General features: G+C 72.4%; 24 protein-coding genes. 13 read left to right on the top strand and 11 right to left on the bottom strand.

Annotation, left to right across the window (positions count from 1 at the left end; genetic code table 11):
* Positions 1-145: 145 nt before the first annotated feature.
* Both ABZ562_RS03190 and ABZ562_RS03185 read right to left on the bottom strand, forming a co-directional pair.
* A complete protein-coding gene (locus ABZ562_RS03190) occupies positions 146-1,237 on the bottom strand; it encodes a PQQ-dependent sugar dehydrogenase (protein ID WP_361473242.1) in 1,092 nt (363 codons plus the stop codon).
* Between the two features lie 11 nt (positions 1,238-1,248).
* The gene (locus ABZ562_RS03185) at positions 1,249-2,058 is read right to left on the bottom strand and encodes a hypothetical protein (protein ID WP_361473239.1); all 810 of its coding nucleotides are present in this window, start codon (positions 2,056-2,058) and stop codon (positions 1,249-1,251) included.
* A 302-nt stretch (positions 2,059-2,360) separates the two neighbouring features.
* Between ABZ562_RS03185 and ABZ562_RS03180 the strand changes: the two genes are divergently transcribed.
* The 8 genes from ABZ562_RS03180 to ABZ562_RS03145 all read left to right on the top strand — a co-directional run bounded on the left by ABZ562_RS03180 (position 2,361) and on the right by ABZ562_RS03145 (position 10,498).
* Positions 2,361-4,154, top strand: coding sequence for a discoidin domain-containing protein (locus tag ABZ562_RS03180; protein WP_361473236.1), 1,794 nt, complete (start codon positions 2,361-2,363; stop codon positions 4,152-4,154).
* Positions 4,151-5,653 carry a glycosyl hydrolase family 28 protein gene (locus ABZ562_RS03175; protein ID WP_361473233.1) on the top strand — a complete coding sequence of 501 codons (1,503 nt, stop codon included), beginning with the start codon at positions 4,151-4,153 and terminating at the stop codon, positions 5,651-5,653. Before ABZ562_RS03180 ends, ABZ562_RS03175 begins: the two co-directional genes overlap by 4 nt.
* A 73-nt stretch (positions 5,654-5,726) precedes the next feature.
* A complete protein-coding gene (gene pqqA, locus ABZ562_RS03170; RefSeq protein ID WP_361473230.1) occupies positions 5,727-5,867 on the top strand; it encodes a pyrroloquinoline quinone precursor peptide PqqA in 141 nt (46 codons plus the stop codon).
* 11 nt (positions 5,868-5,878) lie between these two features.
* Positions 5,879-6,781, top strand: a complete 903-nt coding sequence (gene pqqB, locus ABZ562_RS03165; RefSeq protein WP_361473227.1) for a pyrroloquinoline quinone biosynthesis protein PqqB — start codon at positions 5,879-5,881, stop codon at positions 6,779-6,781.
* Positions 6,778-7,512, top strand: a complete 735-nt coding sequence (pqqC, locus tag ABZ562_RS03160) for a pyrroloquinoline-quinone synthase PqqC (protein ID WP_361473224.1) — start codon at positions 6,778-6,780, stop codon at positions 7,510-7,512. Before pqqB ends, pqqC begins: the two co-directional genes overlap by 4 nt.
* Complete coding sequence (gene pqqD / locus ABZ562_RS03155; RefSeq protein ID WP_361473221.1) at positions 7,509-7,775, top strand: pyrroloquinoline quinone biosynthesis peptide chaperone PqqD; 267 nt, start codon at positions 7,509-7,511, stop codon at positions 7,773-7,775. Before pqqC ends, pqqD begins: the two co-directional genes overlap by 4 nt.
* On the top strand, positions 7,763-8,884 hold the full coding sequence (gene pqqE / locus ABZ562_RS03150; RefSeq protein WP_361473273.1) for a pyrroloquinoline quinone biosynthesis protein PqqE: 1,122 nt from the start codon (positions 7,763-7,765) through the stop codon (positions 8,882-8,884). Before pqqD ends, pqqE begins: the two co-directional genes overlap by 13 nt.
* Before the next feature lie 87 nt (positions 8,885-8,971).
* Positions 8,972-10,498 (top strand): SDR family NAD(P)-dependent oxidoreductase, encoded by a 1,527-nt coding sequence (locus ABZ562_RS03145; protein WP_361473218.1) that lies wholly within the window; start codon positions 8,972-8,974, stop codon positions 10,496-10,498.
* Between the two features lie 32 nt (positions 10,499-10,530).
* Here the strand turns inward: ABZ562_RS03145 and ABZ562_RS03140 are convergent, their stop codons facing one another.
* Entirely contained in the window at positions 10,531-11,796 is a 1,266-nt protein-coding gene (locus ABZ562_RS03140; RefSeq protein WP_361473215.1) for a glycosyltransferase family 4 protein, read from the bottom strand.
* 173 nt (positions 11,797-11,969) lie between these two features.
* On the opposite strand from ABZ562_RS03140, the gene ABZ562_RS03135 reads away from it, so the two are divergent.
* Positions 11,970-12,674, top strand: coding sequence for a response regulator transcription factor (locus ABZ562_RS03135; protein ID WP_361473213.1), 705 nt, complete (start codon positions 11,970-11,972; stop codon positions 12,672-12,674).
* Between the two features lie 2 nt (positions 12,675-12,676).
* The gene (locus ABZ562_RS03130) at positions 12,677-14,077 is read left to right on the top strand and encodes a HAMP domain-containing sensor histidine kinase (protein ID WP_361473210.1); all 1,401 of its coding nucleotides are present in this window, start codon (positions 12,677-12,679) and stop codon (positions 14,075-14,077) included.
* Positions 14,078-14,087: 10 nt separating this feature from the next.
* Here the strand turns inward: ABZ562_RS03130 and ABZ562_RS03125 are convergent, their stop codons facing one another.
* Genes ABZ562_RS03125 through ABZ562_RS03115 form a run of 3 tightly spaced genes read right to left on the bottom strand, consistent with a single transcriptional unit; the run spans position 14,088 to position 16,071 of the window.
* Positions 14,088-14,909 carry an SAM-dependent methyltransferase gene (locus ABZ562_RS03125; protein ID WP_361473207.1) on the bottom strand — a complete coding sequence of 274 codons (822 nt, stop codon included), beginning with the start codon at positions 14,907-14,909 and terminating at the stop codon, positions 14,088-14,090.
* Positions 14,906-15,211 (bottom strand): DUF397 domain-containing protein, encoded by a 306-nt coding sequence (locus tag ABZ562_RS03120; protein WP_361473204.1) that lies wholly within the window; start codon positions 15,209-15,211, stop codon positions 14,906-14,908. Before ABZ562_RS03120 ends, ABZ562_RS03125 begins: the two co-directional genes overlap by 4 nt.
* Positions 15,212-15,213: 2 nt before the next feature.
* Positions 15,214-16,071, bottom strand: a complete 858-nt coding sequence (locus ABZ562_RS03115) for a helix-turn-helix transcriptional regulator (RefSeq protein ID WP_361473201.1) — start codon at positions 16,069-16,071, stop codon at positions 15,214-15,216.
* A 268-nt stretch (positions 16,072-16,339) separates the two neighbouring features.
* On the opposite strand from ABZ562_RS03115, the gene ABZ562_RS03110 reads away from it, so the two are divergent.
* Both ABZ562_RS03110 and ABZ562_RS03105 read left to right on the top strand, forming a co-directional pair.
* On the top strand, positions 16,340-16,762 hold the full coding sequence (locus tag ABZ562_RS03110) for an ATP-binding protein (RefSeq protein ID WP_361473198.1): 423 nt from the start codon (positions 16,340-16,342) through the stop codon (positions 16,760-16,762).
* 52 nt (positions 16,763-16,814) lie between these two features.
* The gene (locus ABZ562_RS03105; RefSeq protein WP_361473195.1) at positions 16,815-17,750 is read left to right on the top strand and encodes a TAXI family TRAP transporter solute-binding subunit; all 936 of its coding nucleotides are present in this window, start codon (positions 16,815-16,817) and stop codon (positions 17,748-17,750) included.
* On the opposite strand, the gene ABZ562_RS03100 is transcribed toward ABZ562_RS03105, so the two are convergent.
* Genes ABZ562_RS03100 through ABZ562_RS03090 form a run of 3 tightly spaced genes read right to left on the bottom strand, consistent with a single transcriptional unit; the run spans position 17,741 to position 21,120 of the window.
* Positions 17,741-19,084 (bottom strand): HAMP domain-containing sensor histidine kinase, encoded by a 1,344-nt coding sequence (locus ABZ562_RS03100; RefSeq protein ID WP_361473193.1) that lies wholly within the window; start codon positions 19,082-19,084, stop codon positions 17,741-17,743. The genes ABZ562_RS03105 and ABZ562_RS03100 overlap by 10 nt on opposite strands.
* Positions 19,075-19,746, bottom strand: a complete 672-nt coding sequence (locus ABZ562_RS03095; RefSeq protein WP_361473190.1) for a response regulator transcription factor — start codon at positions 19,744-19,746, stop codon at positions 19,075-19,077. Before ABZ562_RS03095 ends, ABZ562_RS03100 begins: the two co-directional genes overlap by 10 nt.
* 30 nt (positions 19,747-19,776) lie before the next feature.
* On the bottom strand, positions 19,777-21,120 hold the full coding sequence (locus ABZ562_RS03090) for an MFS transporter (RefSeq protein ID WP_361473188.1): 1,344 nt from the start codon (positions 21,118-21,120) through the stop codon (positions 19,777-19,779).
* 250 nt (positions 21,121-21,370) lie between these two features.
* Here ABZ562_RS03090 and ABZ562_RS03085 point away from each other — a divergent pair, with 250 nt between their 5' ends.
* Positions 21,371-22,210 (top strand): glycoside hydrolase, encoded by an 840-nt coding sequence (locus tag ABZ562_RS03085; RefSeq protein WP_361473185.1) that lies wholly within the window; start codon positions 21,371-21,373, stop codon positions 22,208-22,210.
* Between the two features lie 4 nt (positions 22,211-22,214).
* Here the strand turns inward: ABZ562_RS03085 and ABZ562_RS03080 are convergent, their stop codons facing one another.
* Entirely contained in the window at positions 22,215-23,210 is a 996-nt protein-coding gene (locus ABZ562_RS03080) for a DMT family transporter (RefSeq protein WP_361473182.1), read from the bottom strand.
* A gap of 97 nt (positions 23,211-23,307) precedes the next feature.
* A complete protein-coding gene (locus tag ABZ562_RS03075) occupies positions 23,308-24,864 on the bottom strand; it encodes a phosphatase PAP2 family protein (protein WP_361473180.1) in 1,557 nt (518 codons plus the stop codon).
* Between the last annotated feature and the right edge of the window lie 77 nt (positions 24,865-24,941).

Here is a 24,941-nt window from a genome sequence, read left to right as displayed (position 1 = left end):
CCCGCGGTCCCTACCACCCAAATTCCTTGTTTTCTGCTCCGCGCCCCGGCCGGCCGGCTCCCGGGCGGCCCCCCCCCCCGCCGCCGCCCCACACCCCCGGGGGGCCCCCCCCCCGGCCGCCCGGCCCCCCCCGGCGGCACGGGGCCTACTTCAGGTCGACCTGGAACACCTTGTCCGCGCCGTCCGGCTCCCCGCCGTTGTTGTCGGCGTTCGTCGTGGACAGCCACAGCGTGTTCTTGCCGGGCACCGTCTCGACGGTGCGCAGCCGCCCGTAGGAGTTGGTGTAGTACGCCTTCGGGGTGCCCGTGCTCGTGCCGTCGACCGGGATCCGCCACAGCCGCTCGCCCTTCAGCGCGGCCATGTACAGCGCGCCGTCGGCGTAGGTGACCCCGCTGGGGGAGGCGTCGCCGACCGACCACTGGCGCTTGGGGCTGGTCATCCCGGAGGTGGAGCAGGAGCCCTCGCAGGTGGGCCAGCCGTAGTTCTTGCCCGGCTCGATGAGGTTCAGCTCGTCGTACTTGCTGTTGCCCAGCTCCGCCTCCCACAGCCGGCCCTGCGGGTCCCAGGTGAGGCCCTGCGGGTTGCGGTGGCCGAGCGAGTAGACGAGGGTGCCGAACGGGTTGCCGGGGGCCGGCTTGCCGTCGGTGGTCATCCGCAGGATCTTGCCGTTGAGCGAGTCCTTGTCCTGGGCTAGGTCGGGGGTCTGGGCCTCCCCGGTGGTGGCGTACAGATAGCCGTCCGGGCCGAACTTCAGCCGCCCGCCGTTGTGGTACTTGTTCTTCTTGATGCCGGTGACGAGCGCCTTGTAGCCGCTCAGTGAGGAGCCGTCGTAGGTCATGCGGGCGATCCGGTTGCCGTCGGACGCCGTGTGCATGAGATAGACGTAGTGATCGGTGTTCCAGTCCGGGGAGACGGCAAGGCCCATCAGCCCGCCCTCGCCGCCGGTGGTCACCACGTTGGGTACCGTGCCCACCTGGGTCTTGGTGCCCGACTGGGTGAGCTTGAAGAGTTTGAACGAGTCCCGCTCGGTGATGAGCGCCGAGCCGTCCGGCAGCCAGCTCAGCCCCCAGGGGATCGACCAGCCCGACGAGATGGTCGTGAGGGTCGAAGGGGCCGAAGAAGCCGAATCGGCGGCGGCCGGTGCGGCGTTGCCCGTACCCGCCTGGGTGAGCAGCAGCCCGGCGGTGAGCGCGGTGGTGGCGGCCGCGGCCACCAGGGTGTTCCGACAGCTCTTCATCGCGTCTCCTCCTACTGGAGCTTGTACGCCTTGAAGTTCCGGGTGAGCAGATAGGTGGTCTGCAGGCCACTGCTGTTCAGGCTGCGGTAGATGCCCCACTTGGGCCGCAGGTAGTTCTTGCCGCGCCACAGGTCCAGGCCGGTGCGCTTGTGCGAGGCGACCTTCCTGCCGTCGGCGGTGGTCACCGACCAGTCGGCGTACGCGCCCGAGTCGGCCGCCTTGACCTCGACCGACACATCGCTCCACGTACCCTGCAGCGGTGCCATGTCGGCGGCTCCGGCCTCGGTCAGGTTGTCGTCGTCGTCCGAGGTCCGCATCTCGACCTTCGGGCCGTCACCGTGCTGGTGCAGCGACATGGTGAACAGCGGGGCCGCCACGTCTCCGACCTTGATCTGCATGATGTGGGTGAAGCCGGTGGTCGCGTCGAGGGTGTCCGGCACGTACATCTGGTACTGGATCCGCCAGGTCTCGTTCTTGAGGATCTTGACGGCGGAGCCGTCCTGTTTCATGCCCCGGACCTCGTTGCGCTGGCGGTCGGTGCTGGTGTCGACGTCCTTGGGGTAGTGGATGTCGGTGCGGAAGCCGCCCTGGTAGGGGTAGATGTGGGTGGTGCCGGGGTGGGAGTCGGCGCGGTCGTCCTCGGCGCCCTCGAAGGAGCCGGCGACGCCGGCTCCGGCCGCGGGGTGCCACTTGAGGCTCCAGGACGCGGCGGCCGCCTGCGGAGCGCGCTCGGTGCCGTAGGCGACCGCGGCCGGGGCGATCAGTGCCGCGGTGGCCGCGAGGGTGAGGGCGGTGCGCGGTAAGAGCGGTGGGCGCTCCATCAAGGATTCTCCTGTCTGATCCTTGTTCATCAACTTCTTTGGGCGTGACGGCGCATCGCGGAAGGTAGGAGGTATGGCGCGATGAGTCAAGGAATGGTGTGGACCAAGGAGGGGTCCTGATGGGGGATCAGCGCTGAAATCCAATCATCCACCTGCGCATTCCGCTTAGTTGGTCGAAATATACGTGGCATGTCCATCCAGATAGATCGGAGGAATTCGGCGCATGCTTCTTGACCGGACACCGACAGGGCGGTGACGCTGCAACAGCACCGCACCCGACCGCAGCCCGGGGAAGGAGCCCCATGGATCACAGACCGCGCCGACGCCTCGGCGCCTGGCTGGCCGCCGTCCTGCTGGCCATCGGCACGCTCGCCCTGGCCGGTCCGGCCCCCGCCCGGGCCGACGTGGTCAACCCCCGGCAGCAGTGGCTGCGCGACGCGCAGGCGGGTCTCTTCCTGCACTGGGGCATGCGCACCTCGCCCGGCTACACCAGCTGCTCCGCCTGGGAGAAGGCGGTGACCGACGGCGGCTGGAGCGCCGGCTACTGGGTGAACGAGGCCAAGAAGCTGCACGCCAAGTACCTCGTCCTCGCCTCCTTCCACAGCCGGCTGGGATACGCGCGCGCCTGGCCCTCCGCCATCCCGGGCAGCTGCTCCACCCAGCGGGACTTCCTGGGCGAGCTGATCGACGCGGCGGGCAAGCAGGGGCTGAAGGTCATGCTCTACATGACCGACGATCCGCAGTGGCACGACGAGGGCGGCCACGAATGGCTCGACTCGGCGGCGTACTCCGCCTACAAGGGCAGGGACGTCGACCTGACCACGCGCGACGGGTTCGGTGAGTACTCGTACGACAACTTCGTCGAAGTGATGAAGAAGTACCCGAAGCTGTCCGGGTTCTGGATCGACAACGACAACGACTACTGGCTCGACCACGGCCTGTACGAGAAGATCCGTGCCGACCGCCCCGAGTGGCTGCTGAGCAACAACAACGAAGACACGCCGATCATGGACACGGTCAGCAACGAGCAGAAGACCGGCATGACCCCGGCGTACGACTACCCGCAGGCCATCTGGACCCCGCAGCCACGGCTCACCGAGGCCTGCTTCAAGCTGCCCAGCAGCGGCGCCTGGTGGTACAGCGGCACCGACTCGGCGGTGGACACCGGGCTCACCCTCGGCCGGCTGATCAGCAACTCCGGATCCTCCGTGAAGTCGCTGATGGCCGAAACAGCCCAGGTGAACGGGAAGTTCCCCAGCAAGCAGGAAGCCTTCAACAACCTCGCGAAGAGCTACCTCGACCAGATCTGGGGCTCGCTGAACGGCACCGAGGGCGGCGGCTACGCGTACGGCGGACTCCAGCCCGGCTCCTGGAACGACGGGGCGCACGGGGTGACCACGGTCAGCAGGACCGACCCCGACCAGCATTATGTCCACGTCCTGACCAAGCCGTCCGGCTCCACGCTGACCGTGCGGGACAACGGCTACCGGGTGTCCGGCGTCACCGACTTCCGCACCGGGAAGAAGCTGGCCTTCCGCCAGGACGAGGGCAGGCTCACCATCTCCGGCATCACCAACTGGGACCCGTACGACACCGTCCTGAGCGTCCGCACCGACGGCAGGCAGGGGATCGTGCCCGCCACCTCCATGACCGCGAGCGCCGGCGCCTCGGCGAGCGGCCACCCGGCCTCCGCCGTCCTCGACGGCGATCCGCAGACCTACTGGGACAACAACACCAAGCTGCCCGCCACGGTCACCTTCGACCTGCGCTCGGCCAGAAGCATCCGGTACCTGGCCGTCAACCAGCGGGAGTGGTCGGTCGCCTACGCCCGGTCCGACACCGAACAGTCCGCCCGGATCCGCGACTATCAGGTGCAGGTCTCCAGCGACGGCGCCACCTGGGGCAGCCCGGTCAAGACCGGAACCCTGCCCAGCGCCCGCGGTGTGCAGTTCATCGACCTCCCCGCGGCCACACAGCGCTACGTCCGGCTCACCGTCAACAGCACCTGGGCCGCCGCCACCGACACCAAGCGCTACCAGAAACTGCTGATCGACGAGGTGCGCGTCGGATCCGGCTACCCGAAGGGCACCTCATGACGCGATCGACGCGATTACGGCTCGCCGCCACCACGGCGGCCGGAGCCTGTCTGCTCGCCGCGGCCCCCCTGACGGCCACCGCCCAGCCCGGACCCGCTCACCGCACGTACGACGTGCGCGACTACGGCGCCACGGGGGACGGGACCACCCTGGACGACGACGCCATCGACCGGGCGATCGAGGCGGCCGCCGCCGGTCCCGGCCGTGGCACCGTGCTCTTCCCGCCCGGCACCTACAAGTCCCGCACCGTCCACCTCAAGAGCGACATCACCCTGCACCTCGCCAAGGGCGCGACGCTGCTCGCCGCCGCGGGCGGCATGGACGCGGCCGAGCCCAACCCCTGGGACGCCTACCAGGACTTCGGCCACAGCCACTTCCGCAACGCGCTGCTGACGGGCGAGAACATCCACCACCTCGCCATCACCGGCTCCGGCACCCTCGACGGCGAGGGCCTGGGCACCAGCAACACCCTGGACCCGGGCGTCGGCGACAAGATCCTCTCCCTCAAGCGCTGCGCCGGCCTGGACATCAAGGACGTCACCTTCACCCGGGGCGGCCACTTCGCGCTGCTGCTCAACGGCTGCGACGGGGTACGGATGACCCGCACCAAGGTGCTCACCAGCACCGACCGGGACGCCGTCAACCTCATCAACAGCCGCCACGTCGACATCGGCCACTCCCGCATCGAGGGCCGGGACGACGGGGTCGTCCTCAAGAGCGACTACGCGCTGGGCCGGACCTACACCAGCCATGACATCCGCGTCCATGACTCCGATGTGCTGTCCACGGAGAACAACGCCCTCCAGTTCGGCTCGGAGACCTGCGGCGACTTCCGCGACATCCGCTTCGACCGGCTCCGGATCGGCGGCGGGGGCAAGGCGGCCATCGGCATCGTCTCCATGGACGGCGCCGACATCAGCGACGTCCGCTACTCGGACGTCACCATGACCAAGGGCGCCACCCCCGTCTTCATCAAGATCGGCGACCGTAAGCGCTGCCCGGGCGCCCCGCCCGCCGGACGGATCCACGACATCGCCTTCACCGATGTCACCGGCACCGGGCTGACCCACCCGGTCACCGGCGTCGACTACACCAGCACCATCACCGGAGCGCCCGGCGCGGACGTGGAGGACATCACCTTCGACCGGGTGCGGCTGACCGTGCCCGGCGGCCACCCCGCCTCCGACGCCGAACTGGTCCCCGGCGAATACCTCACCGACTACGTCCCCAAGACCTACGGAGTACGCCCCTCCTACGGCTGGTGGATCCGGCACGCCAAGAACATCACCTTCACCGACAGCGCCGTGCGGACCGACTCGGGCGACGACCGGCCCGCCTTCATCGCGGACGACGGGGCCGCCATCACCCTGGACCGGGTCACCGCCCAGCGCGGCACCGCCAGCCCGTACGACGTGGGCTTCAGCGGTGTCACCGGCTTCGTGGTCCGGCACAGCACCACCACCGACGGCGAGCGCTTGCGGATCAGGACCACCGGCTGACCGCGCCCGCCCCGCCCCCGGAACCTCCTCAGGACCGACCCACCCATCGAAAACCGGAAGGCAGGTCAGCACCATGAACGAGACCGTGCGGCAGACCCCCACCACGGCGGACCGGGCCCCGGCCGTCCCGGACCGGACCGCCTGGCAGACCCCCGACTACGTGGTCGTCGAGACCGCGCTGGAGGTCACCGCCTACTCACTGAACGCCCGCTGACGGCAGCCGCCATGCGCGTGCGTGTGCTCGGCACCGCGGCGGGCGGCGGCGTACCCCAGTGGAACTGCGCGTGCCCCGGATGCTCCGGGGCACGCGCCCACCCGGAGCGCCGCCGCCGCCACGCCTCGCTCGCCGTACGGGCCGCCGAAGGCCGCTGGTACCTCGTCAACGCCACCCCCGACCTCGGCGAGCAGATCGAGGACTGCCCCGAACTCCGCCCCGGGCCCGAACCGCGCCACACCCCACTGGCCGGGGTGATCCTCACCGACGCCGAACTCGACCACACCCTCGGCATCGCCCGGCTGCGCGAGGCCGACGGCGTCGAACTGCACACCACCGCCCCGGTGCGCCGGGCCCTGCTGACCGGACTCCACCTCGGCGATGTGCTCACCCCCTACACCCGCCTCGACTGGCACGAGCTGCCGGTGGAAGGCCCCCGCCCGGCCGCCGCGGACGCCGACTTCACCCTCGGCGCCGTCCCCGTCTCCGCCAAACGCCCGCGCTACGCCACCGGGCTGGGCGGAGCCGACGACGACGCCTGGGTCGTCGCCCTGCGCTTGACGGACCGCGCCACCGGCCGCTCCCTCCTCTACGCCCCCGCCCTCGCCGCCTGGCCCGACACCTTCCAGCGGGCCGCCGAGGAGGCCGACTGCGTCATCGTCGACGGCACCTTCTGGGACGACGAGGAGCCCCGGCGCAGCGGCTTCGGCTCCCGCACCGCCACCGCCATGGGCCATCTGCCGATCGACGGACCCGGCGGCACGGCACGACGGCTCGCCGCACTGGACGCCCGCACCCTGTACACGCACCTCAACAACACCAACCCCCTCAACGACCCGGCCGCGCCCCAGCACGCGGTGCTCGCCGGACGGGGCATCGAGGTGGCCGCCGACGGGATGGTGATCGAGCTATGACCCGGAGCCTCGAGGCACGGCTGCGTGCCGTCGCCGGGGAGCGCTACCACGACCGGCACCCCTTCAACCTCCGCATGCACGCGGGTGAACTCACCCCCGCCGAACTGCGCCGCTGGATCCTCAACCGCTTCCACTACCAGCGCCACATCCCCGTCAAGGACGCGCTCATCACCGCCAAGCTGGACAGCCCGAGGCTGCGCCGGATGTGGCTGCGCCGCATCCGGGACCACGACGGCGCGGCCGACGGCGAGGGCGGCATCGAGCGGTGGCTGCGGCTCGGCGAGGCCGCGGGTCTTGGCCGGGAACGGCTGCTGACCGGCGCCGACGTGCTGCCCGGGGTACGGCTCGCGGTCGACGGCTACGTCAACTTCTGCCGTCTGGGCACCCCGCTGGAGGCCGTCGCCGCCTCGCTGACCGAACTGTCCGCCCCCACCATCATGCGCACCCGCATCGAGGCGTTCGAACGCCACTACCGGTGGATCGATCGCGAGGGCTTGCGCTACTTCCGCGACCGGGTCGGCCAGGGCGGCCGGGACAGCGCCGAAGCCCTCGACCTCGTCCTCACCTGGGCCCGCACCCCCGAGGACGAGGAGCGGGCGGTCGCGGCGCTGACCTTCAAATGCGAGGTGCTGTGGTCCCTGCTGGACGCGGTGGAGCACGCCGACACCAAGGACACGTCCCGGGACACCGCGGGGGACACTTCGGGCGACACCCCGGGGGAGGGGACATGACGGCCCCGGCCGCCTGGCGGCCCGCCCTGGCCCCCGCGGTGCGCCTGCGCCACGACCGGGTGCGCGAGGTGGACCTGCTGGTGCTGCCCGAGCGCGTCGTGGTCCTGCGCGGCACCGCCGGGACCGTGCTGCGGCTGTGCGACGGCGACCGCGACCTCGACACCATCGTGGCCGAACTCTCCGAGCGCTTCCCCGGCGCCCCCGTGGCCACCGAGGTCCCCGCGTTCCTGGACCGGATGCACGAGGAGGGCTGGATACGGTGACCGCCCACCCCCGGGGGAGCGCCCACCCCCGCCCCTGGGCGCTGCTCGCCGAGCTGACCCACGGCTGCCCGCTGCACTGCCCGTACTGCTCCAACCCGCTCCAGCTGGTGCGCCGCTCCCGCGAGTTGACCGGCGAGGAGTGGGAGCGGGTGCTGCGCCAGGCGGCCGAGCTGGGCGTCGTCCACACCCATCTGTCCGGCGGCGAGCCGCTGCTGCGCCGGGACCTGGAGGCGATCGTCGCCGCCGCCGTGTCCGCCGGGCTCTACACCCAGCTCGTCACCAGTGGCGTGGGACTGGACGAGGCCCGGCTCGCGGCGCTGACCGGGTCCGGGCTGCACAGCGTCCAGCTCTCCGTCCAGCACGCCGACCCCGAAGCCTCCGACCGGATCGCCGGACACCGCTCGTTCGCCGCCAAGGAGCGGGCCGCGGCGCTGGTACGGGAGACGGGCCTGCCGCTGGGCGTCAACATCGTCCTGCACCGCGACAACCTCGACGCGCTGGACGCCCTGATCGACCTGGCCGTGGCCTGGGGAGCCGACCGTATCGAACTGGCCAACACCCAGTTCTACGGCTGGGCCCTGCGCAACCGCGCCGCCCTGCTGCCCACCCGCGACCAGCTCGCCCGGGCCCGGGAGACCGTCGCGCGCCGGCGCGAACAGCTCGGCGGCCGCACCGAGCTGGTGTGGGTCCTCCCGGACTACTTCGAGGGCGTCGCCAAGCCCTGCATGGGCGGCTGGGGCGCGGTCTCGCTCACCGTCGCGCCCGACGGCACCGTCCTGCCCTGCCCCGCGGCGGCCGCCCTGCCCGGCCTGGACCCGCCGAACGTCCGCGACCACGCGCTTGCGTGGATCTGGGACCACTCCGCCGCCTTCAACCGCTACCGCGGCGAGGAGTGGATGGCCGAACCGTGCCGTAGCTGCTCCCACCGCGCCGAGGACTTCGGCGGCTGCCGCTGCCAGGCATACGCGCTCACCGGGGACGCGGCCCGCACCGACCCGGCCTGCGCCCGCTCGCCCGATCATGGCCTGATCCGCTCGCTGACCGGCCCCGCCGCGGCCGCGGAACCCCCGCTCCGGGGCTATACCTACCGCGGGTACAAGAGGGGGTGAGACCGCGCGGGTTTGGCAGGGCCGTCCCCGCTTCCGTACAGTTCGGCCGTTACCCAGGGAAAACAGAACGAGGAAGCGGCAGCGGCGATGACGGTGACTGACGACGGCCGGGCCGAGCGGACGGAGGCCGGGCAGACCGGCGCCGTGCCCACGGAGCCGGGGGAGCCCGGGACCCATGCGGAGCCCGGTATCGACCCCGGGCGCCTGGCGACCTGCCTGAGCGTCCTGGAAGAACTGGACCGGCTGCCCGTCGACCACCCCGACGCCATCGCGGTGCGCCGGGCCACCGCCGGTATCTACCGCACGGTCAAGCAGCGCAGGCGCCAGGAGCGGCGGGCCGCCAAGACCGCCAACGACAAGACGGTGACCGAGGCCACCGCCACCGGCGCCGCCGACCGCATCGACGACGAGACGCTGGGCCGGGCCCTCAGCAGCTCCGTCACCACCGAGATCGCGGGCATCCTGGCGCGCCCCCGCTCCTGCTACGTGTGCAAGACCCGCTACGTCGAGGTCGACGCGTTCTACCACCAGCTCTGCCGCGACTGCGCCGCCGAGAACCGGGCCCGCCGCGACGCCCGCACCGACCTCACCGGCCGCCGGGCGCTGCTCACCGGCGGCCGCGCCAAGATCGGCATGTACATCGCACTGCGGCTGCTGCGCGACGGCGCCCACACCACCGTCACCACCCGCTTCCCGAACGACGCGATCCGCCGCTTCACGGCGATGCCGGACAGCGCCGAGTGGCTGCACCGGCTGAAGATCGTCGGTATCGATCTGCGCGACCCCGCCCAGGTCATCGCGCTGGCCGACGAGATGTCCGCCGCCGGGCCGCTGGACATCCTGATCAACAACGCGGCGCAGACCGTGCGCCGCACCCCGCAGGCGTACGCGGAGCTGATAGCGGGCGAGTCGGCGCCGCTGCCCGCCGGGGAGCTGCCCGAGTCCGTCGTCCTCGGCGCCTTCGGCAGCGGCTCCCAGACGGCGCTGCCCGGACCGCGTACGGAGCGGGACGGCGCGCTGACCGCCCAGGACCTCACCGCCCTCGCTCTCACCAGCGGCTCCGCCTCGCCCGCCCGGATCGAGGCGGGCACCGCGATCGACGCGGGCGGGCTCGTCCCGGACCTGGACGCCACCAACACCTGGATCCAGCGGGTCCACGAGGTGGACCCGGTGGAGATGCTGGAGGTGCAGCTGTGCAACGAGACGGCGCCCTTCATCCTGGTCAGCCGGCTGCGCCCGGCGATGGCCGCCGCGTCCGCCCGGCGCAAGTACGTGGTCAACGTGTCCGCGATGGAGGGCAAGTTCGGCCGCGGCTACAAGGGCGCGGGCCATCCGCACACCAACATGGCCAAGGCCTCGCTCAACATGCTCACCCGCACCAGCGCCCGTGAGATGTTCGAGACCGACGCCATCCTCATGACCAGCGTCGACACCGGGTGGATCACCGACGAGCGGCCGCACCCGGACAAGATGCGGCTCGCCGCCGACGGCTTCCACGCCCCCCTCGACCTGGTGGACGGCGCGGCCCGGGTCTACGACCCCATCGTCCGCGGCGAGCAGGGCGAGGACCTGTTCGGCTGCTTCCTGAAGGACTACGCGCCGACCACCTGGTAGGCGAAAGCCGCCCGGCAGGCCCGGGCGGCCCGTCAGGCCTTCGCGCCCGTCCCGCCCGCCGCGGGCAGACGGCGGCGGAAGGCACGCTTCCAGCGGCGGACCGTACGGCGGTAGCGGGCCCGCAGCCGGATCTTCGCGCGCTCCCAGGAGCGCGCGAACCGGCTGGACGTCAGCTCCTCGAAGAGCCGCTCGTAGCGCTCGGCGATCGGCTCCGGGTCGTACCTCCGCGCGCTCTCCAGCGCCGCCGCGGCCATCGCGCGGCGGCCCGGCCCGTCGTCGATCAGGTCCCGCAGCGCCTGCGCCAGCGCCTGCTTGTCGCCCACGGGTACGAGCCGCCCGGTGACCCCGTCCTCGATGATCTCGGCGGGGCCGAGCGGGCAGTCCGTGCTCACCACCGGCACCCCGCAGCGCATGGCCTCCACGATCGTCATCCCGAACGACTCGGCGTCCGAGGCGACCGCGACGATCGACGCCTTCGCGAACTCCTCCTCGATCGGCGAGTACGGCCCCATCAGCTCGGCGCTCCCGGCCAGCCCCAGCTCCTCGATGCGCTCCTGCAGCTGCTCCTTCTGGGCACCCCCGCCGTAGATCCGCAACCGCCAGTCCGGATGCTTGGGCGAGACCTCGGCGAAGGCGTCGATCAGCAGGTCGAAGCGCTTGCCGCGGACCAGCCGGCCGGCCGCCGCGATCACCGGCGCGGTGCCCTCGGAGGGCTCGGCCGCCGGTTCGGGGACGCTGTTGGGGATCGCCAGGGTCCGCGCCCCCGGCAGCGGCATCTTCGCCCGGTACACCGCCGCGTCCGCCTCCGTCGTGGTGACCACGGCGTCCAGCGTGCGGTAGAACGGCGTCAGCTCGGCCCGCAGCTTCTTGCTGTGCGCCTCGTACCGCAGGTGCTCCTGCGCGATGCGCAGCGCCTTGCGCGGGCCGAAACGGGCCAGGTACACATTGATGCCCGGCCGGGTGCCGATGATCACGTCGGCGTCGCAGCCCTCCAGATACCGGGCGACCCGCAGGTCCATCAGCCGGTTGTACTGGTGGTTCCGCTTCTCGTGGACGGGAAAGTCCCGAGTGGGCTCGGCGAACAGCGGATCTTGCGCGTCCAGGCCGCCGGGACGCGTGTCGACCAGCGGCACCAGCCGCACCCGCGGATCGAGCGTGAAGCGCGGCGTCGCGCGGTGGCGCATCATCGACGCGATCTCCACCTCGTGGCGCTCCGCGAGCGCCGCGGCGAGATTCAGCGTGGTGCGTATCGTTCCGCCGATCCCATAGGCGTTGTGCAGCAGGAATGCGATCTTCATGCGGTGTCTCTCCGGCCGGTGGCAACACCGGGGCGCGATCCCCCCGGGACGTACTGGGTACCCTGTCCCGGCTCGGTAAGCCGGTCGCGTGGATAAGGTGAGAGCCGGGTAAGAACCGCAGCTCCGCGGGGGCGAGGGCGATCGCTCCCGGGCGGTCTTGGCAGACTCGTCCTGTGACCAACACCGTGCTGCTCGCCGAGGACGACCGCGCCATCCGCCATGCGCTGGAGCGCGCCCTGATACTGGAGGGATACCGGGTCACCGCGGTGTCCGACGGCGTCGAGGCCCTGGCGGCCATCCACCGAGAGCACCCGGACGTGATCGTGCTGGACGTGATGATGCCGGGCGTGGACGGCGTCCAGGTGTGCCGGGTGCTGCGCGCCGAGGGCGACCGCACCCCCATCCTCATGCTCACCGCGCGGGTGGAGACCGCCGACCGGATCGAGGGGCTGGACGCGGGCGCCGACGACTACGTGGCCAAGCCGTTCGAGGTCGAGGAGGTCTTCGCCCGGCTGCGCGCGCTGCTGCGCCGCGTCGCCCCCATACCGGAGCCCGCGGCGGAGGACGCCGCCTACGACGCCACCCTCGCGGTCGCCGACCTCCGGCTCGACCCCTCGGCGCGCCGGGTGTGGCGGAGCGGTACGGAGCTGGAGCTGACCCGCACCGAATTCGACCTCCTGGAGTTGCTGGCCCGTAACGCGGGCATCGTCCTCGACCATGCCACGATCTACTCTCGCATCTGGGGCTATGACTTCGGCCCCGGATCGAAGAACCTGGCCGTGTACATCGGGTATCTGCGCCGCAAGGTCGACCAGACCGGGCGCGCCCCGCTCATCCACACGGTGCGCGGCGTCGGCTACACCCTGCGGGAGGAGTGAACGTGCGCTTCCGCCCCCGCCGCGGGCCGCGGCCCAGCCTGCACACCACCTTCGCGCTCTCCTTCGCGGCGCTCGCGTCCGTGGTGACCCTCCTGGTGGGCTTCCTCAGCTACGACGCCGCGGCCGGGCTGGTGCGGGTCGACCAGAAGTCCGCGTTCACCGACGTCGTCCGCGATCTGCGCACCCAGGTCCGGGGCCAGAAGGTGGTCCTGCGGCAGTATCCCTCCGAGGTCCCGGTGCCCTACGGGCTGCGCGACGACCTGCGCCGGATCAGCCGCATGGACGTCCAGGTGCTCGGCGGCCGGGGCAGCGTCTACGACGAGGGCAAGCCCCCGCTGCCGGTCGGCGAGGAGGACCGGGAGACCGCCGCGGACACCGCCCCGGGCACCATGCGGCAGCGCAACATCTCCATCGGCGAGGACCAGTACCGGATGGCCACCGTCGCGCTCGGCGACGGCCGCGGCGCGGTCCAGGTGGCCCAGCAGATCAGCGACACCGAGGACCTGCTGCAGGAGCTGCAGAAGCGCACCGCGCTGTTCGTCGTCGCGATCATCATGGCCGCCGGGCTGGCCGGCTGGTGGCTCGCCGGACGCATCACCCGGCGGCTGGTACGGCTCACCCGGGTCGCCGAAAGCGTGGCGGCCACCGGGCGGATGGAGGTGGCGGTCCCGGTCGCCGGGGACGACGAGGTGGGCCGGCTGGGACGGGCCTTCGACGGCATGCTCGGCCGGCTCGCCCGCTCCAAGGACGACCAGCGGCGCCTCGTCCAGGACGCCGGCCACGAACTGCGCACCCCGCTCACCTCGCTGCGCACCAACATCTCGCTGCTGAGCCGCTTCGAGCAGCTGCCGCCCGCCGCGCGCGAGGAGCTGCTGGCCGATCTGGCGGGGGAGACCCGGGAGCTGACCGACCTCGTCAACGAGCTGGTGGACCTCGCGGCCGGCCAGCGGGACGACGAACCGCGCACCGAGGTGTCCCTCGACGAGGTCGCCACCAAGGCCGCGACCCTCGCCCGCCGCCGCACCGGCCGTGAGATCACGGTACGGGCGGAGGGCGACACCCTCGTCGAGGGCCACCCCGGCGCCCTGCTGCGCGCGGTCTCCAACCTGGTGGAGAACGCCGCCAAGTTCGACCGGGAGGGCACCGGGCCCGTCGAGGTCGTGGTGACCGGGCACCGCGTCGAAGTACGCGACCGGGGCCCCGGCATCGCCGAGGAGGACCGGACGCGGATCTTCGACCGCTTCTACCGCGCCCCCGGCGCGCGCAGCCTGCCCGGCTCCGGGCTGGGGCTCGCCATCGTGCACGAGGTCGCCCTCGCGCACGGTGGCACGGTCTTCGCCCGCCCCCGCCCCGGCGGCGGCGCGGTGCTCGGCTTCACCGTCGACGGCCCGGAGGAGCCGTAGGGGGTGTCCGCTACGGCTTGCGGGCCACTCCGGCCCACATGTTGATGTCCGCGCTGCGGATCTCGTCCGGGCGGTCGCCGGGGCCCGGCTTCCAGTCGTGCGGCTCCGAGACGCCCGGCTCGACCAGCTCCAGACCGTCGAAGAACGCCTCGACCTCGCTCTTGCTGCGGGTCGTGAAGGATATGCCGCTCTCCTTGTACACGGCGATCACCTTCTGCCAGGTCTCCGCGTGGAAGTCGGCCGTGGAGTGCGTCAGCATCAGATAGCTGCCCGGGGCGAGCGCGTCCATCAGCTCCGCCACGATCTCGTACGGCTTCTCCTCCTCCGGAATGAAGTGGAAGAGCGCGTTCACCGACAGCGCGACCGGCTCGCTCAGATCGAGCGTCTCGTTCAGCTCGGTCGCCGACATGATCCGCCGCGGCTCGCGCACATCGGCCTGGACGTACGCGGTGCGCCCCTCGGGGGTGCCGCGCAGCAGGGCCTGGGCGTAGGCGAGGACGATGGGGTCGTTGTCGGTGTAGACGACCCGGGCGTCCGGGGCCACGCTCTGCGCGACCTGGTGCAGGTTCGGCTCGGTGGGGATGCCGGTGCCGACGTCCAGGAACTGCCGGATGCCCGCCTCGGCGGCCAGCCAGCGCGTCGCCCGGTGGATGAAGCCGCGGTTGACCGTGGCGTTGAGCTTGACGGTCGGGTAGACCGACAGGACCTTTCCGGCGGCCTCCGCGTCGACCTCGTAGTGGTCCTTGCCGTTGAGATAGAAGTCGTACATCCGAGCCGGGTGCGGCTTGGTGGTGTCGATCTGCTGGTCCGGGGCGAGTCCGTAGTCGGTCACGCCGCCCTCCGTTCCGGTGCGGTACCCGCCGAGGTGGTCAGGTTGGGGTTGTCGGGTCGGGAGAGGAGGAAATCCGCGGCGCCGGCCTTGGCGCCCTGGATGAACCTCTCCATTTCATGGTGGGTGTAGATCAGGGCGGGGCCGTCGGGGTCCGTCGACTGCCGCAGGGCGATCCGCCCGTCGTGCAGCCTCAGGGCCTCCACGCACGCACCGCCGTTGGGGCCGCTCCAGGGCTTTCGCCAGCCTTCCGTCGCCAGGCGGGTGGCCGGCATGCCGTTGTAGACGTCTTCTACCTGATCCACAGTCACAGCTCCTTGCGAATCCCACGGAGAAAGCTCTCCGTGCGGCGCGCCGGTGTGGCTTGGGTGCCCATCCGGTCGAGTGCCTCCAGATAGGCGGCCACATCGGTGCGCTGGTCGAGATAGCCGGCGCCGGTCAGGCCCTCGGCGTAGACGATGTCCGGCAGCTCCGGGATCTGGAACCGGAACAGCTGGAAGGGACCGCCCATGCCCGGATGCGGCCCGGAGGCGAACGGGACCACCTGCAGGGTCACGTTCGGCATCTGGACGGTCTCGATGAGGTGGTCGATCTGGGCGCGCATGATCTGCGGCCCGCCGATGTGCAGACGGAACACCGTCTCGTCCATGACGGCCCACAGATGCGGCCCGTCGGGTCTGGACAGCAGCTCCTGACGCTCCATCCGCAGGGCGACCCGGCGGTCGATCTCCTGGTCGGTGCCCTGCGGAAAGCCGATGCGCAGCAGTGCCCGGGCGTAGTCCTCCGTCTGCAGCAGGCCGGGCACGAAGTGCGGTTCGTACGCGCGGATCCGGCTGGCGGCGCCCTCCAGGCTCACATAGAGGCTGAACCAGTCCGGCAGCACATCGCGGAACCGGTGCCACCAGCCGGGCTGGTTGGCCTCCTCCACGAGCCCGAGGAAGGACTCCACCTCGTCCTGTCCGACGCCGTAGGTCTGGAGAAGCTTCTCGACGTACGGGAGCTTCAGGCCGACTTCGGCCTTCTCCATCCGGCGCACGGTGGTCTGGTTGACGTGCAGCGCCTTGGCGGCCGCGTCATAGCTGACCCCGGCCCGCTCACGGAGGTGCCGCAGCCGCATGCCGAGGACCATCTGCCCGACGGTCGGGGCAGACCGCGCTTCACCCACGTCGTTCCTCCTCGGACGGTGTGTTGTGCGACTCAGTGTGCCATGCTCGCCATGGGCGACACAGACTGCGTCGGTCATTCTGCATTTTGCAGAACGCGTCTTGCCAACTGATGCTCGCAGGAACGATAGTGGCGTCGTGACCGGTCCCAACGTGGCTGCCCTGTCGCGCACTTGCGGCATTCACGTACGGCATTCACGCCCCCACAGGTAGACGGACGGAAGGCACATGGCCGTGGCATTGCGTCAACGCTCGACGATGGCCCCTCACATGAGCTCCGCCGGTATTGACACGGCCCTCCGCCAGGAGACCTTGCAGCTGCCCGCCCGGGGCGCCTCGGTCGGCGCCGCGCGTCGGCTCGTCCGGAGTCTGGTGCCCGGCTGGGGCTTCGACGAGGACGTGTGCGGCGCGGCGGAGCTGGTGATGTCCGAGCTGTTCACCAACGCCCTCGTGCACACCGCGAGCGAGCAGATCCTGTGCGTGCTGCGCGCCCAGGAGCGGCGCTCGCTGTACGTCGAGGTCGCCGACCAGGGCGGCGGCCCGCTCGGCCCCATGCCCCGCGAAGCGGGCGTGGAGGACGAGAGCGGCCGTGGCCTGGCCCTCGTCCGGGCCCTGACCGAGGCGTGGGGCGACCGGCCGGGGGCGGCCGGCGGCCGCGTGGTGTGGGCCCAGCTCAGCGCGATGGCCCGCTGACGGCGACGTCCGGCGCTCCTGCGCACCCCACCGCGGCGGTTAGCATCGCCGCGTGCACACCGTCCCACGCCGCCTGCTGCTGGCGCTCGCCGCGGGCGGGCTCGCCGGCTGTTCGGACCCCGGGCCCTCCGCCCGGGTGCGGCTGGCCACCGGCCCCCGGGGCGGGCCCTACGCCACCTTCGGCAGCAGACTGGCCACCGAGGCGCACCGGGCCCACCACGGGCTCACCGTGACGGTGCTCACCACCGCCGCGAGCGTGGAGAACCTGCGCATGCTCGGCGACGGCCGGGCCGACACCGCGCTCACTCTCGCCGACAGCGCGGCGGACGCCGCCGCGGGGCGCGGCACCTTCCGGCGGCCGGTGCCGATCGCCGCCCTCGCCCGGCTGTACCTCAACTATCTGCACCTGGTCGTGCCCGCCGACTCCACGATCGAGCACCCCGCCCAGCTGGCCGGGCGCACGGTCTCCCTCGGCGCCGCCGCGTCCGGCACCTCGACGACCGCCGGACGGGTGCTCGCGACGGCCGGGGTGCGCGACATCCGCGCCGTACGCCTCGGGCTCGGCGAATCCGCCGACGCGCTCACCCGGGGGTCCGTGGACGCCTTCTTCTGGTCCGGCGGCGCCCCCACCTGGGCCATCGCCCGGCTCGCCCGCCGCCACCGGCTCCGCCTGATCCCGCTCGGCGGGTTCGCCCGCGCGCTGCGCGGCGCGCACGGACCGGTCTACGAGGAGGTCTCGATCCCGGCCGGGGTGTACGGCACGCGGAAGCCGACCCCCACCGTGGGCACGCCCAGCTATCTCGTATGCCGCTCCGCGCTCGCCGACGGCACGGCCCGCGCGCTCACCGGGGTGCTCTTCGAGCGCCGCGACCGGCTGGCGGTGCCGGACGCGCCGGGCAGCCGCCTGGACGAGCGCTACGCCATCGGCACCGGCACGGTCCCCCTCCACCCGGGCGCCGCCGCGTACTACCGCGCCGCCTACGGCTGACCGGGCAGCCGCAGCTCCACCACCAGGCCGTGGGGCTCGGCGGAGCGGAGGGTCAGCTCGGCGCCGCAGGAGCGGGCCAGTTCGGCGGCGATGGCGAGGCCCAGACCGCTGCCGGGCACGTTCCCGTGGTCCGGTGCGCGCCAGAAGCGTCCCGGGGCCGCCGCCAGCTGGTCGGGGGTGAGCCCGGGGCCGTCGTCGGTGATCCGCAGCGCTCCGGCGGCGTCGAGGGAGACGGTGACCGTGCCGCCGGACGGCACGAACTTGGCCGAGTTGTCCAGCGCGATGTCCGCGATCCGGGCGGCCGGGGCGGGCAGCGGCGGGGCGTCGGGGCCCGCCGCTTCGACGTCCACCACCAGGGTCAGCCCGCGCGCCGCGTGCACCTCGCGCCAGGTGCCGAGCCGCGCGGCGAGCGCCGTGGGCGGGATCGGCTCGGGGGCGGCCGTCCCGGCCTCCACCCGGGCCAGCTCCAGCAGGTCCTCCAGCAGTTCGGCCAGCCGGTCGACCTCGGCGAGCGCTTCGGCGTAGTCGCCGCTCCCGGATTCCCGCAGGTGCGGCTCCAGGTTCTCCAGCCGCAGCGACAGCACGGTCAGCGGGGTGCGCAGTTCGTGCGAGGCGTCCGCGACGAAGGCGCGCTGCCGCTCCAGGGCGGCGGAGACCGCGTCCGCCATGGCGTTGAACCGCCGCTCCAGCAGCCGCAGTTCGGCGGGCCCGTGGCCGCCGTTGCGCACCCGGGCGTCCATCCGGCCCTCGGCGATGGCCCGGGTGGTGACGTCCAGTTCGGTCACCGGGCGCAGGATCCACCGCGCGAGGCGGCGCGCGGCGATCAGGGCGCAGGCCACCGCGATCAGCGAGCCACCCGCGACCGCCGCCCACACCAGGGCCACCTCGCGCCGGGCGGTGGCCGTGGCCACCCGCATGAGCACCACGCCGGAGACCTGGGCGTCCCGGCCGACCGGCTCGGCGATCACCACCGCGTCCGGGCCGAACGGGGTGACCAGGGGCAGGTTCCCGGTGGTACGGCCGGACAGCGCCCGCTCGGCGGGCCCGCGCTCCCAGGCCCCGCCGCCCGCGACCCGCTCGCCGTCCCGGCCGCGGATCTCCACCGCCGTGCCGTACAGCTGGTGGTAGCGGGAGACCTCCTGGACGAGCCCGGTGGTGTACCCGTCCCGGATGGCCTGGTCGGCGAGTTCGGCCAGGCGGGTGGCGTCCGCGCGCCGCTCCAGCAGCAGCTGCCCGGTGCGGTGCGAGGAGTACGCGCGGGCGAAGGGCACCGCGAGCGCGGCCACCAGGCACGCGATGAGCACGGTGTAGACCGTCAGGATCCTCAGGTGCATCCGCCGGTACCCAGCCGGTATCCGGTGCCGCGCAGCGTCTCCACCAGCTCCGGACGGCCGGTCTTGGAACGGATTCCGGCGATGTGGACGTCGAGGGAGCGGGACGCCGACAGCAGCAGGTCGCCCCAGACCGCGTCCAGGATCTCCTCGCGGCTGCGGACGACACCGGGTTCGCGGGCGAGCAGCGCCAGCACGTCGAACTCCCGGCGGGTGAGGGCCACGGGACGGCCGTCCACCTCCAGCTGCCGGGTGGCCAGGTCGATGGTCACGCCGCCGACCGCGACCACCGGGCCCGCCGCCGTGAGCGGCCGGGTTCCGCGCCGGACGACGGCCTCCATGCGCGCGACCAGCTCGGCCGTGCGGAACGGTTTGACCAGGTAGTCGTCGGCGCCGCCGCGCAAGGACCGGACCACGTCCCGCTCGGCGGACCGGGCGGTGACCACGATGACCGGGACGGCGGAGGCGCGGCGCAGCCTGCGCAGCGCCTCCAGCCCGTCCATGTCGGGCAGCCCCAGGTCGAGCAGGACGAAGTCGGCGCCGTCCTTGAGCCGGAGCGCGTCGTCGGCGCGCCCGGCGCGGACGACCTGGTGCCCCAGCCGGTCCAGCGCCGCGGTCAGCGCGGCGGCCAGCCGGTCGTCGTCTTCGACCAGGAGAACGTGCATGGGCCACAGCGTATGCGCTGGGCCGATGGCTCAGACAGCGCTCTTCCGCAAGTCCTCGGCGGCCGTCTTCTCGGCCGCTTCGCGGGTGAGGGCGGTGTCCCGGGTCTCGCGCATGGTGAGGTAGACGACGAGCGAGACGGCGGCGCAGCCGGAGACGTACCAGTAGAAGCCGGACTCCGCGCCGGCGTTCTTGAACCACAGCGCGACGTACTCCGCCGTGCCGCCGAACAGCGCGTTGGCCACCGCGTACGGCAGCGCCACGCCGAGCGCCCGGACATGGGTGGGGAACAGCTCGGCCTTCACCACCGCGTTGATGGAGGTGTAGCCGGTGATGATGACCAGCGCCGCGAGCGAGAGCAGCAGCGCGCCGAGGAAGGTGTCGGTGTGCGAGAGCGCGGTCATGATGGGCACGGTGCCGAGCATCGAGCCGATGCCGAAGGTGATCAGCAGCGGCCGGCGGCCGATCCGGTCCGACAGCGATCCGGCGACCGGCTGGAGCAGCATGAACAGGAACAGCGCGCAGAAGCTGACCAGCGACGCGTCGTTCTTGCTCAACCCGGCAGTGTTCGACAGGTATTTGGTGAGATAGGTGGTGTACGTGTAGTACGCGACCGTGCCGCCCATGGTCAGCGCGATGACCAGCGCCGCCTCCTTGCGGTGGAGCAGCAGCTGACGAAGACTCCCGCGCTCGGCCGACCCGTCCCCAGCGCCCTCCTCCTCGGTGTACGCCTCGGTCTCCAGCAGGTTGCGCCGCAGCCAGAAGACCACCGCGGCGGCCACGGCACCCACGATGAACGGGATGCGCCAGCCGTAGGAGTGCAGCGCGTCGTCGGACATGGTGTGCTGGAGCACGATCTGCAGTCCGAGGCCGATGAGCTGGCCCATGGTCATGGAGACGTACTGGAAGCTGGAGACGAAGCCGCGGCGGCCGGGCCGGGACGCCTCGGTGAGGTAGGTGGCGCTGGCCGCGTACTCGCCGCCGACCGAGAGGCCCTGGAGGAGCCGGGCCACCAGCAGCACGAACGCGCCGAAGTAGCCCACCTGGTCGTACGTCGGCGCGATGGCGATGAGCAGGGCGCTGGCCGACATCAGCGTCACGGTGAGGGTGAGGGCGGCCTTGCGCCCGCGCCGGTCGGCGTACCGGCCCAGCAGCCAGCCGCCGATCGGGCGCATGAAGAATCCGACGGCGAAGATGCCCGCGGTGTTGAGGAGCTGCGCGGTGTCATTGCCCTTGGGGAAGAAGGCACCGGCGAAGTAGGTGGCGAAGCTGGCGTAGACGAACCAGTCGAACCATTCGACGAGGTTGCCGATCGAGCCGCCGAGCACGGCTCGCCAGGGGGTACGGGGTTGTTGTGCTGAGCCGGTGTCGCTCACTGGGCCTCCTGATACGTGCGGGAGCGGGCCGGCCGCCGGTGGGGCGGTCGCCGCGCAACGCAGCGTCGGTGCGGACAGGGGGCGGCGTACAGCCTCCGGACCGAGAGCTAACGTCCGGTTAACACACCGTCCCGCGCCGGACCTTTCCCCGCCGGGCTCCGTCCCGAACCGTTGACGTCTTCTGGGGGCCGCGGGATTGTGGTGGCTCCTGTTTGCTTGTGTTCGAAGTTTCGGACTTCGGGAGGCGGCCATGCGTGGCGTGTCAGCACCGGGCGAGTCGTACGGACGCAGGAGATTCCTCAGCGGGGCCGCCGCCCTCGGCGGTGCCGCGGCCCTGGCCGGGTGGCCCCGCCCGGCGGCCGCCGCACCGGCGGCGACCTGGGAAGACGTGATCAACGGCTCCTTCGGGAGCTACGGCGCCTTCGAGGCGGAGTGGAACTACCTCTACCCGTGGGGCTCCGACCACAACGGCAGCGCCCGGATGTACGGCAGCCCCACCGACCACAACCACATCACCCTCGCCTCCGGGGTGCTCACCCTGAAGGCCACCCGCATCACTTGGGACGAGGGCACCAGCGGCTCGTCCCCGCACCTGCCGATCCGCTACCACTCGGGCGCGGTGCACGCGAAGAACCAGATCGTGGTGACCGACCAGTTCCCCGACTACGAGGTCAAGGGCGAGTTCCAGGCGCCGAGCGCGGCCGGGACCTGGCCCGCCTTCTGGCTGACCGGCGTCAACAGCTGGCCGCCGGAGAGCGACATCCTGGAGTTCAAGGGCAACTCCGACAACTGGTTCAACACCTTCCGCGGCTCCTCCGACGTCTCCAGCACGATCGTCGGCGTCTCAGGCCCCGGCAACTGGCACACCTACCGCGCCTGGATCACCAAGGTGAACGCCACCGACGTGGACATCCACTACTACCTCGACGGCACCTGGAAGGCCGTCCACCGCGGCGCCGGTTTCGTCGGCAAGCCGCTGTGGCTCATCATCAACCTCCAGATGGAGGGCTCATCAGGCTCCTCAGGACCCGGCGGCGACACGTACTACCGGGCCCGGAACGTCTACGTCGGCCGGAACCGCACCCGCTGAGGCGCTATCGGTGCGCCTGGAGCACCGCCCCGCCGCGGTCGGGGGTGCGCCTGCGGACCGGGTGCCGGGGCCGGGGGATCCGGCGGGTCAGCCGGGGCGGGGCCTCGGGGGCCCGGGGCGCGGGCGGCTGATCGTCGGGGCCGTCGTCCTCCGGCCGCCGCACGGCGTCCGCCCCGGTCTCCGCGCTGTGCACCGTCAGCATCACCAGCCCCGTGGTGGCCACCAGCGCCGCGAGCACCGCCAGCAGCGTGCCCGGCGTGCCGTGCCGGAAGTGCTCGCCCAGCGCGGTGATGCCCACGACCGTCGCCACCACGGGGTTGACCACCGTGGCCGTCGCGAGCGGCGCCGCCAGCCCGGCCCCGTGGTACGACGCCTGGGACAGCAGCACCCCGCCCCCGGCCAGCAGCCCGATCATGACGAGGCTGGGCAGGACATGGGCCCAGGAACCCCAGCTCCCCTCCACGGCGACGTTCTTGACGAACACCGAGGAGATGCCGAAGGCGGTCCCCGCGGCGGTGGCCAGCAGCCCCCCGCGCAGTCCGCCCGGCGGCAGCCAGCGCGCGACCAGCACCAGCGCCGCGACGAAGGAGAGCGTGACCACGGTCACCGTGACCCGCTCCCCGCCCGACAGCGCCTGGGCCCGCGAGGTACCGGTCAGTGACAGCAGCCCGGCCAGCCCCGCGGTGGCCAGCAGCGCGCCCCGCCAGCCCGCCGCGCCGACCGGGCGCCGTACGAACACCGCCGCCATCGGCAGCGCGAAGACGATGGTGAGCGCGCCCAGCGGCTGCACCACGCTCAGCGGGCCGTAGGCCAGCGCGAGCACGTGGAGGACCGCACCGGCCCCGTTCAGGGCCACCGCGGCCCACCAGCGCCCGCGCCGCAGCGGCCCGGTGGCGCCCAGCGGCGTGGTCGCCGCGACATGCTCCTGGAGGATGGCCCCGGCGGCGTAGCACACCGACGAGGCCAGTGCCAGCAGCACCGACAGCGCGAGCGAGGTCACGTCGAGGCCCCCTGGGCCGATCCACTTCCGTCCATGCCCTCATCCTTGAGGGTCGGACCCCGCTGCGTCGTCGTCCTTGAGCACAGACTTGCCCGTACTACTTGCGTAGTACGGCACGCCACCACTTCGCCTTGGCGGCGGCCGTGCGGGCCCGCTGCAGCAGTTCGTTCTGCGGCTGGGCGGGCCGGTAGACGGTGAGCGCCCCGGGCCGCTTGTCGATCAGCAGCGCCTCCGCGGGCTCCGCCGCGATCTCACCGTCGTAGGCGCGGGTGTCCAGGGCGTGCAGCCCGGACAGCCGCAGCTGCCGCATCCGGCGGGTCGTATAGACGCGCGAGCGCCCGAGGGTGCCGGTCAGCGCCGAGAACAGCAGCCGGGTGCGGGCCAGCGGCTGGTCCCCGTCGATGGCCCGGACGTCCAGCAGCCCGTCGTCGAGCTGCTGGCGGTACGCGGGCGCGAACCCCTCGGGGGAGTAGCCGCCGTTGCCGATGAACAGCACCCACAGCCGCCGCTGGTGCCCGTTGACCTCGATCTCCATGGGGGTGGCCGTGCGCAGCACCCGGCCGAGCGCGACGGCGGCCGCCGGCCACTTGCCCAGCCGGCCCTGCAGGCTTTCCCGGATCCGCACCAGCTCGGGGTAGAAGCCGAGGCTGAAGGTGTTGACGAAGTGGCTGGTCCCCTCGCCCCCGGCGAGCGGGGTGGCCCGGGCGAGGTCCACGGCGACCGCGTCGCCCTCGGTCACCGCGTGCGCGGTGTCCTCGAAGTTCGGTACGCCGATGTCCAGCGCGAAGTGGTCGAGGGTGCCGCCGGGGAAGACGGCGAGCGGCAGCCCGCTCTCGGCGGCGATCGCGGCCGCCGCGTTGACGCTGCCGTCCCCGCCGCAGATCCCCAGCGCCCCGGCCCGCTCGGCGGCCCGGCGGGCGGCCTGTCCGAGCAGCGTCATGAAGTCGTCGTCGGGCCCGCACTCCAGGATCTCGGCCGCGGGCAGCAGCACCTCCAGCTGCTCGGCGTCGGTGAACCCGCCCGCGGCCGTCGCGTTGCCCGCGCTGTGGTTGACGAGCACCACCAGCCCCTCGCCCTTGGGCAGGGCGGGCGCCGAGACCCGCGGCCGGGCCTGCGCCGGGGTCTCCGGCCGCGGCGGCCACCAGCGGCAGGTCAGCGCGGCGGCCCCGACCCCCAGGGCGACCCCGGCCACCACATCGCTCGGGTAGTGGACGCCCACATAGACCCGGGAGGCGGCGACCGCGGCGGCGAGCGGCGCGACCAGGGTGCCGTACCGGGACGACTCGATGGCGACCCCGGTCGCGAAGGCGGCCGCCGAGGCGGAGTGCCCGGAGGGGAAGGAGCTGGTCCAGGGCTGCCGGCGCAGCCGTCGGACCAGCGGCACGGCGTCCATCACCGGGCGGCGGCGCTCCACGGTCCACTTCACCACCAGGTTCGACGCCATCGAGGCGGCCGCGAGCGAGCCGATGCCCCGCAGCGCCGACCGCCGCGCGGTGCGCCCGCCCACCGCCGCGAGCACGGCGGCCGTGCCGAACCACAGCTTGCCGTGGTCGGCGGCCCGGCTCAGCCGGGGCAGGAGGGGATGAGCGCCCCGCAGCCGGCTGGCCGCGACCCGCGCGAACAGCTGCCGGTCGATGTCACTGATCGGTCCCATGCCTCATGGTGTAACCCGGAATGGCCGGGGCACGCCTGACCGGCGCGCGCTGTGACCCATCCCCCTTCGTTTCCCCG

Origin of the sequence: Streptomyces sp. NPDC019937 (assembly GCF_040631655.1) — a bacterium.
GTDB lineage: Bacteria > Actinomycetota > Actinomycetes > Streptomycetales > Streptomycetaceae > Streptomyces.
The sequence above is the reverse complement of the archived record's forward strand: the minus strand, read 5'-3'. Positions and strand labels throughout refer to the sequence as shown.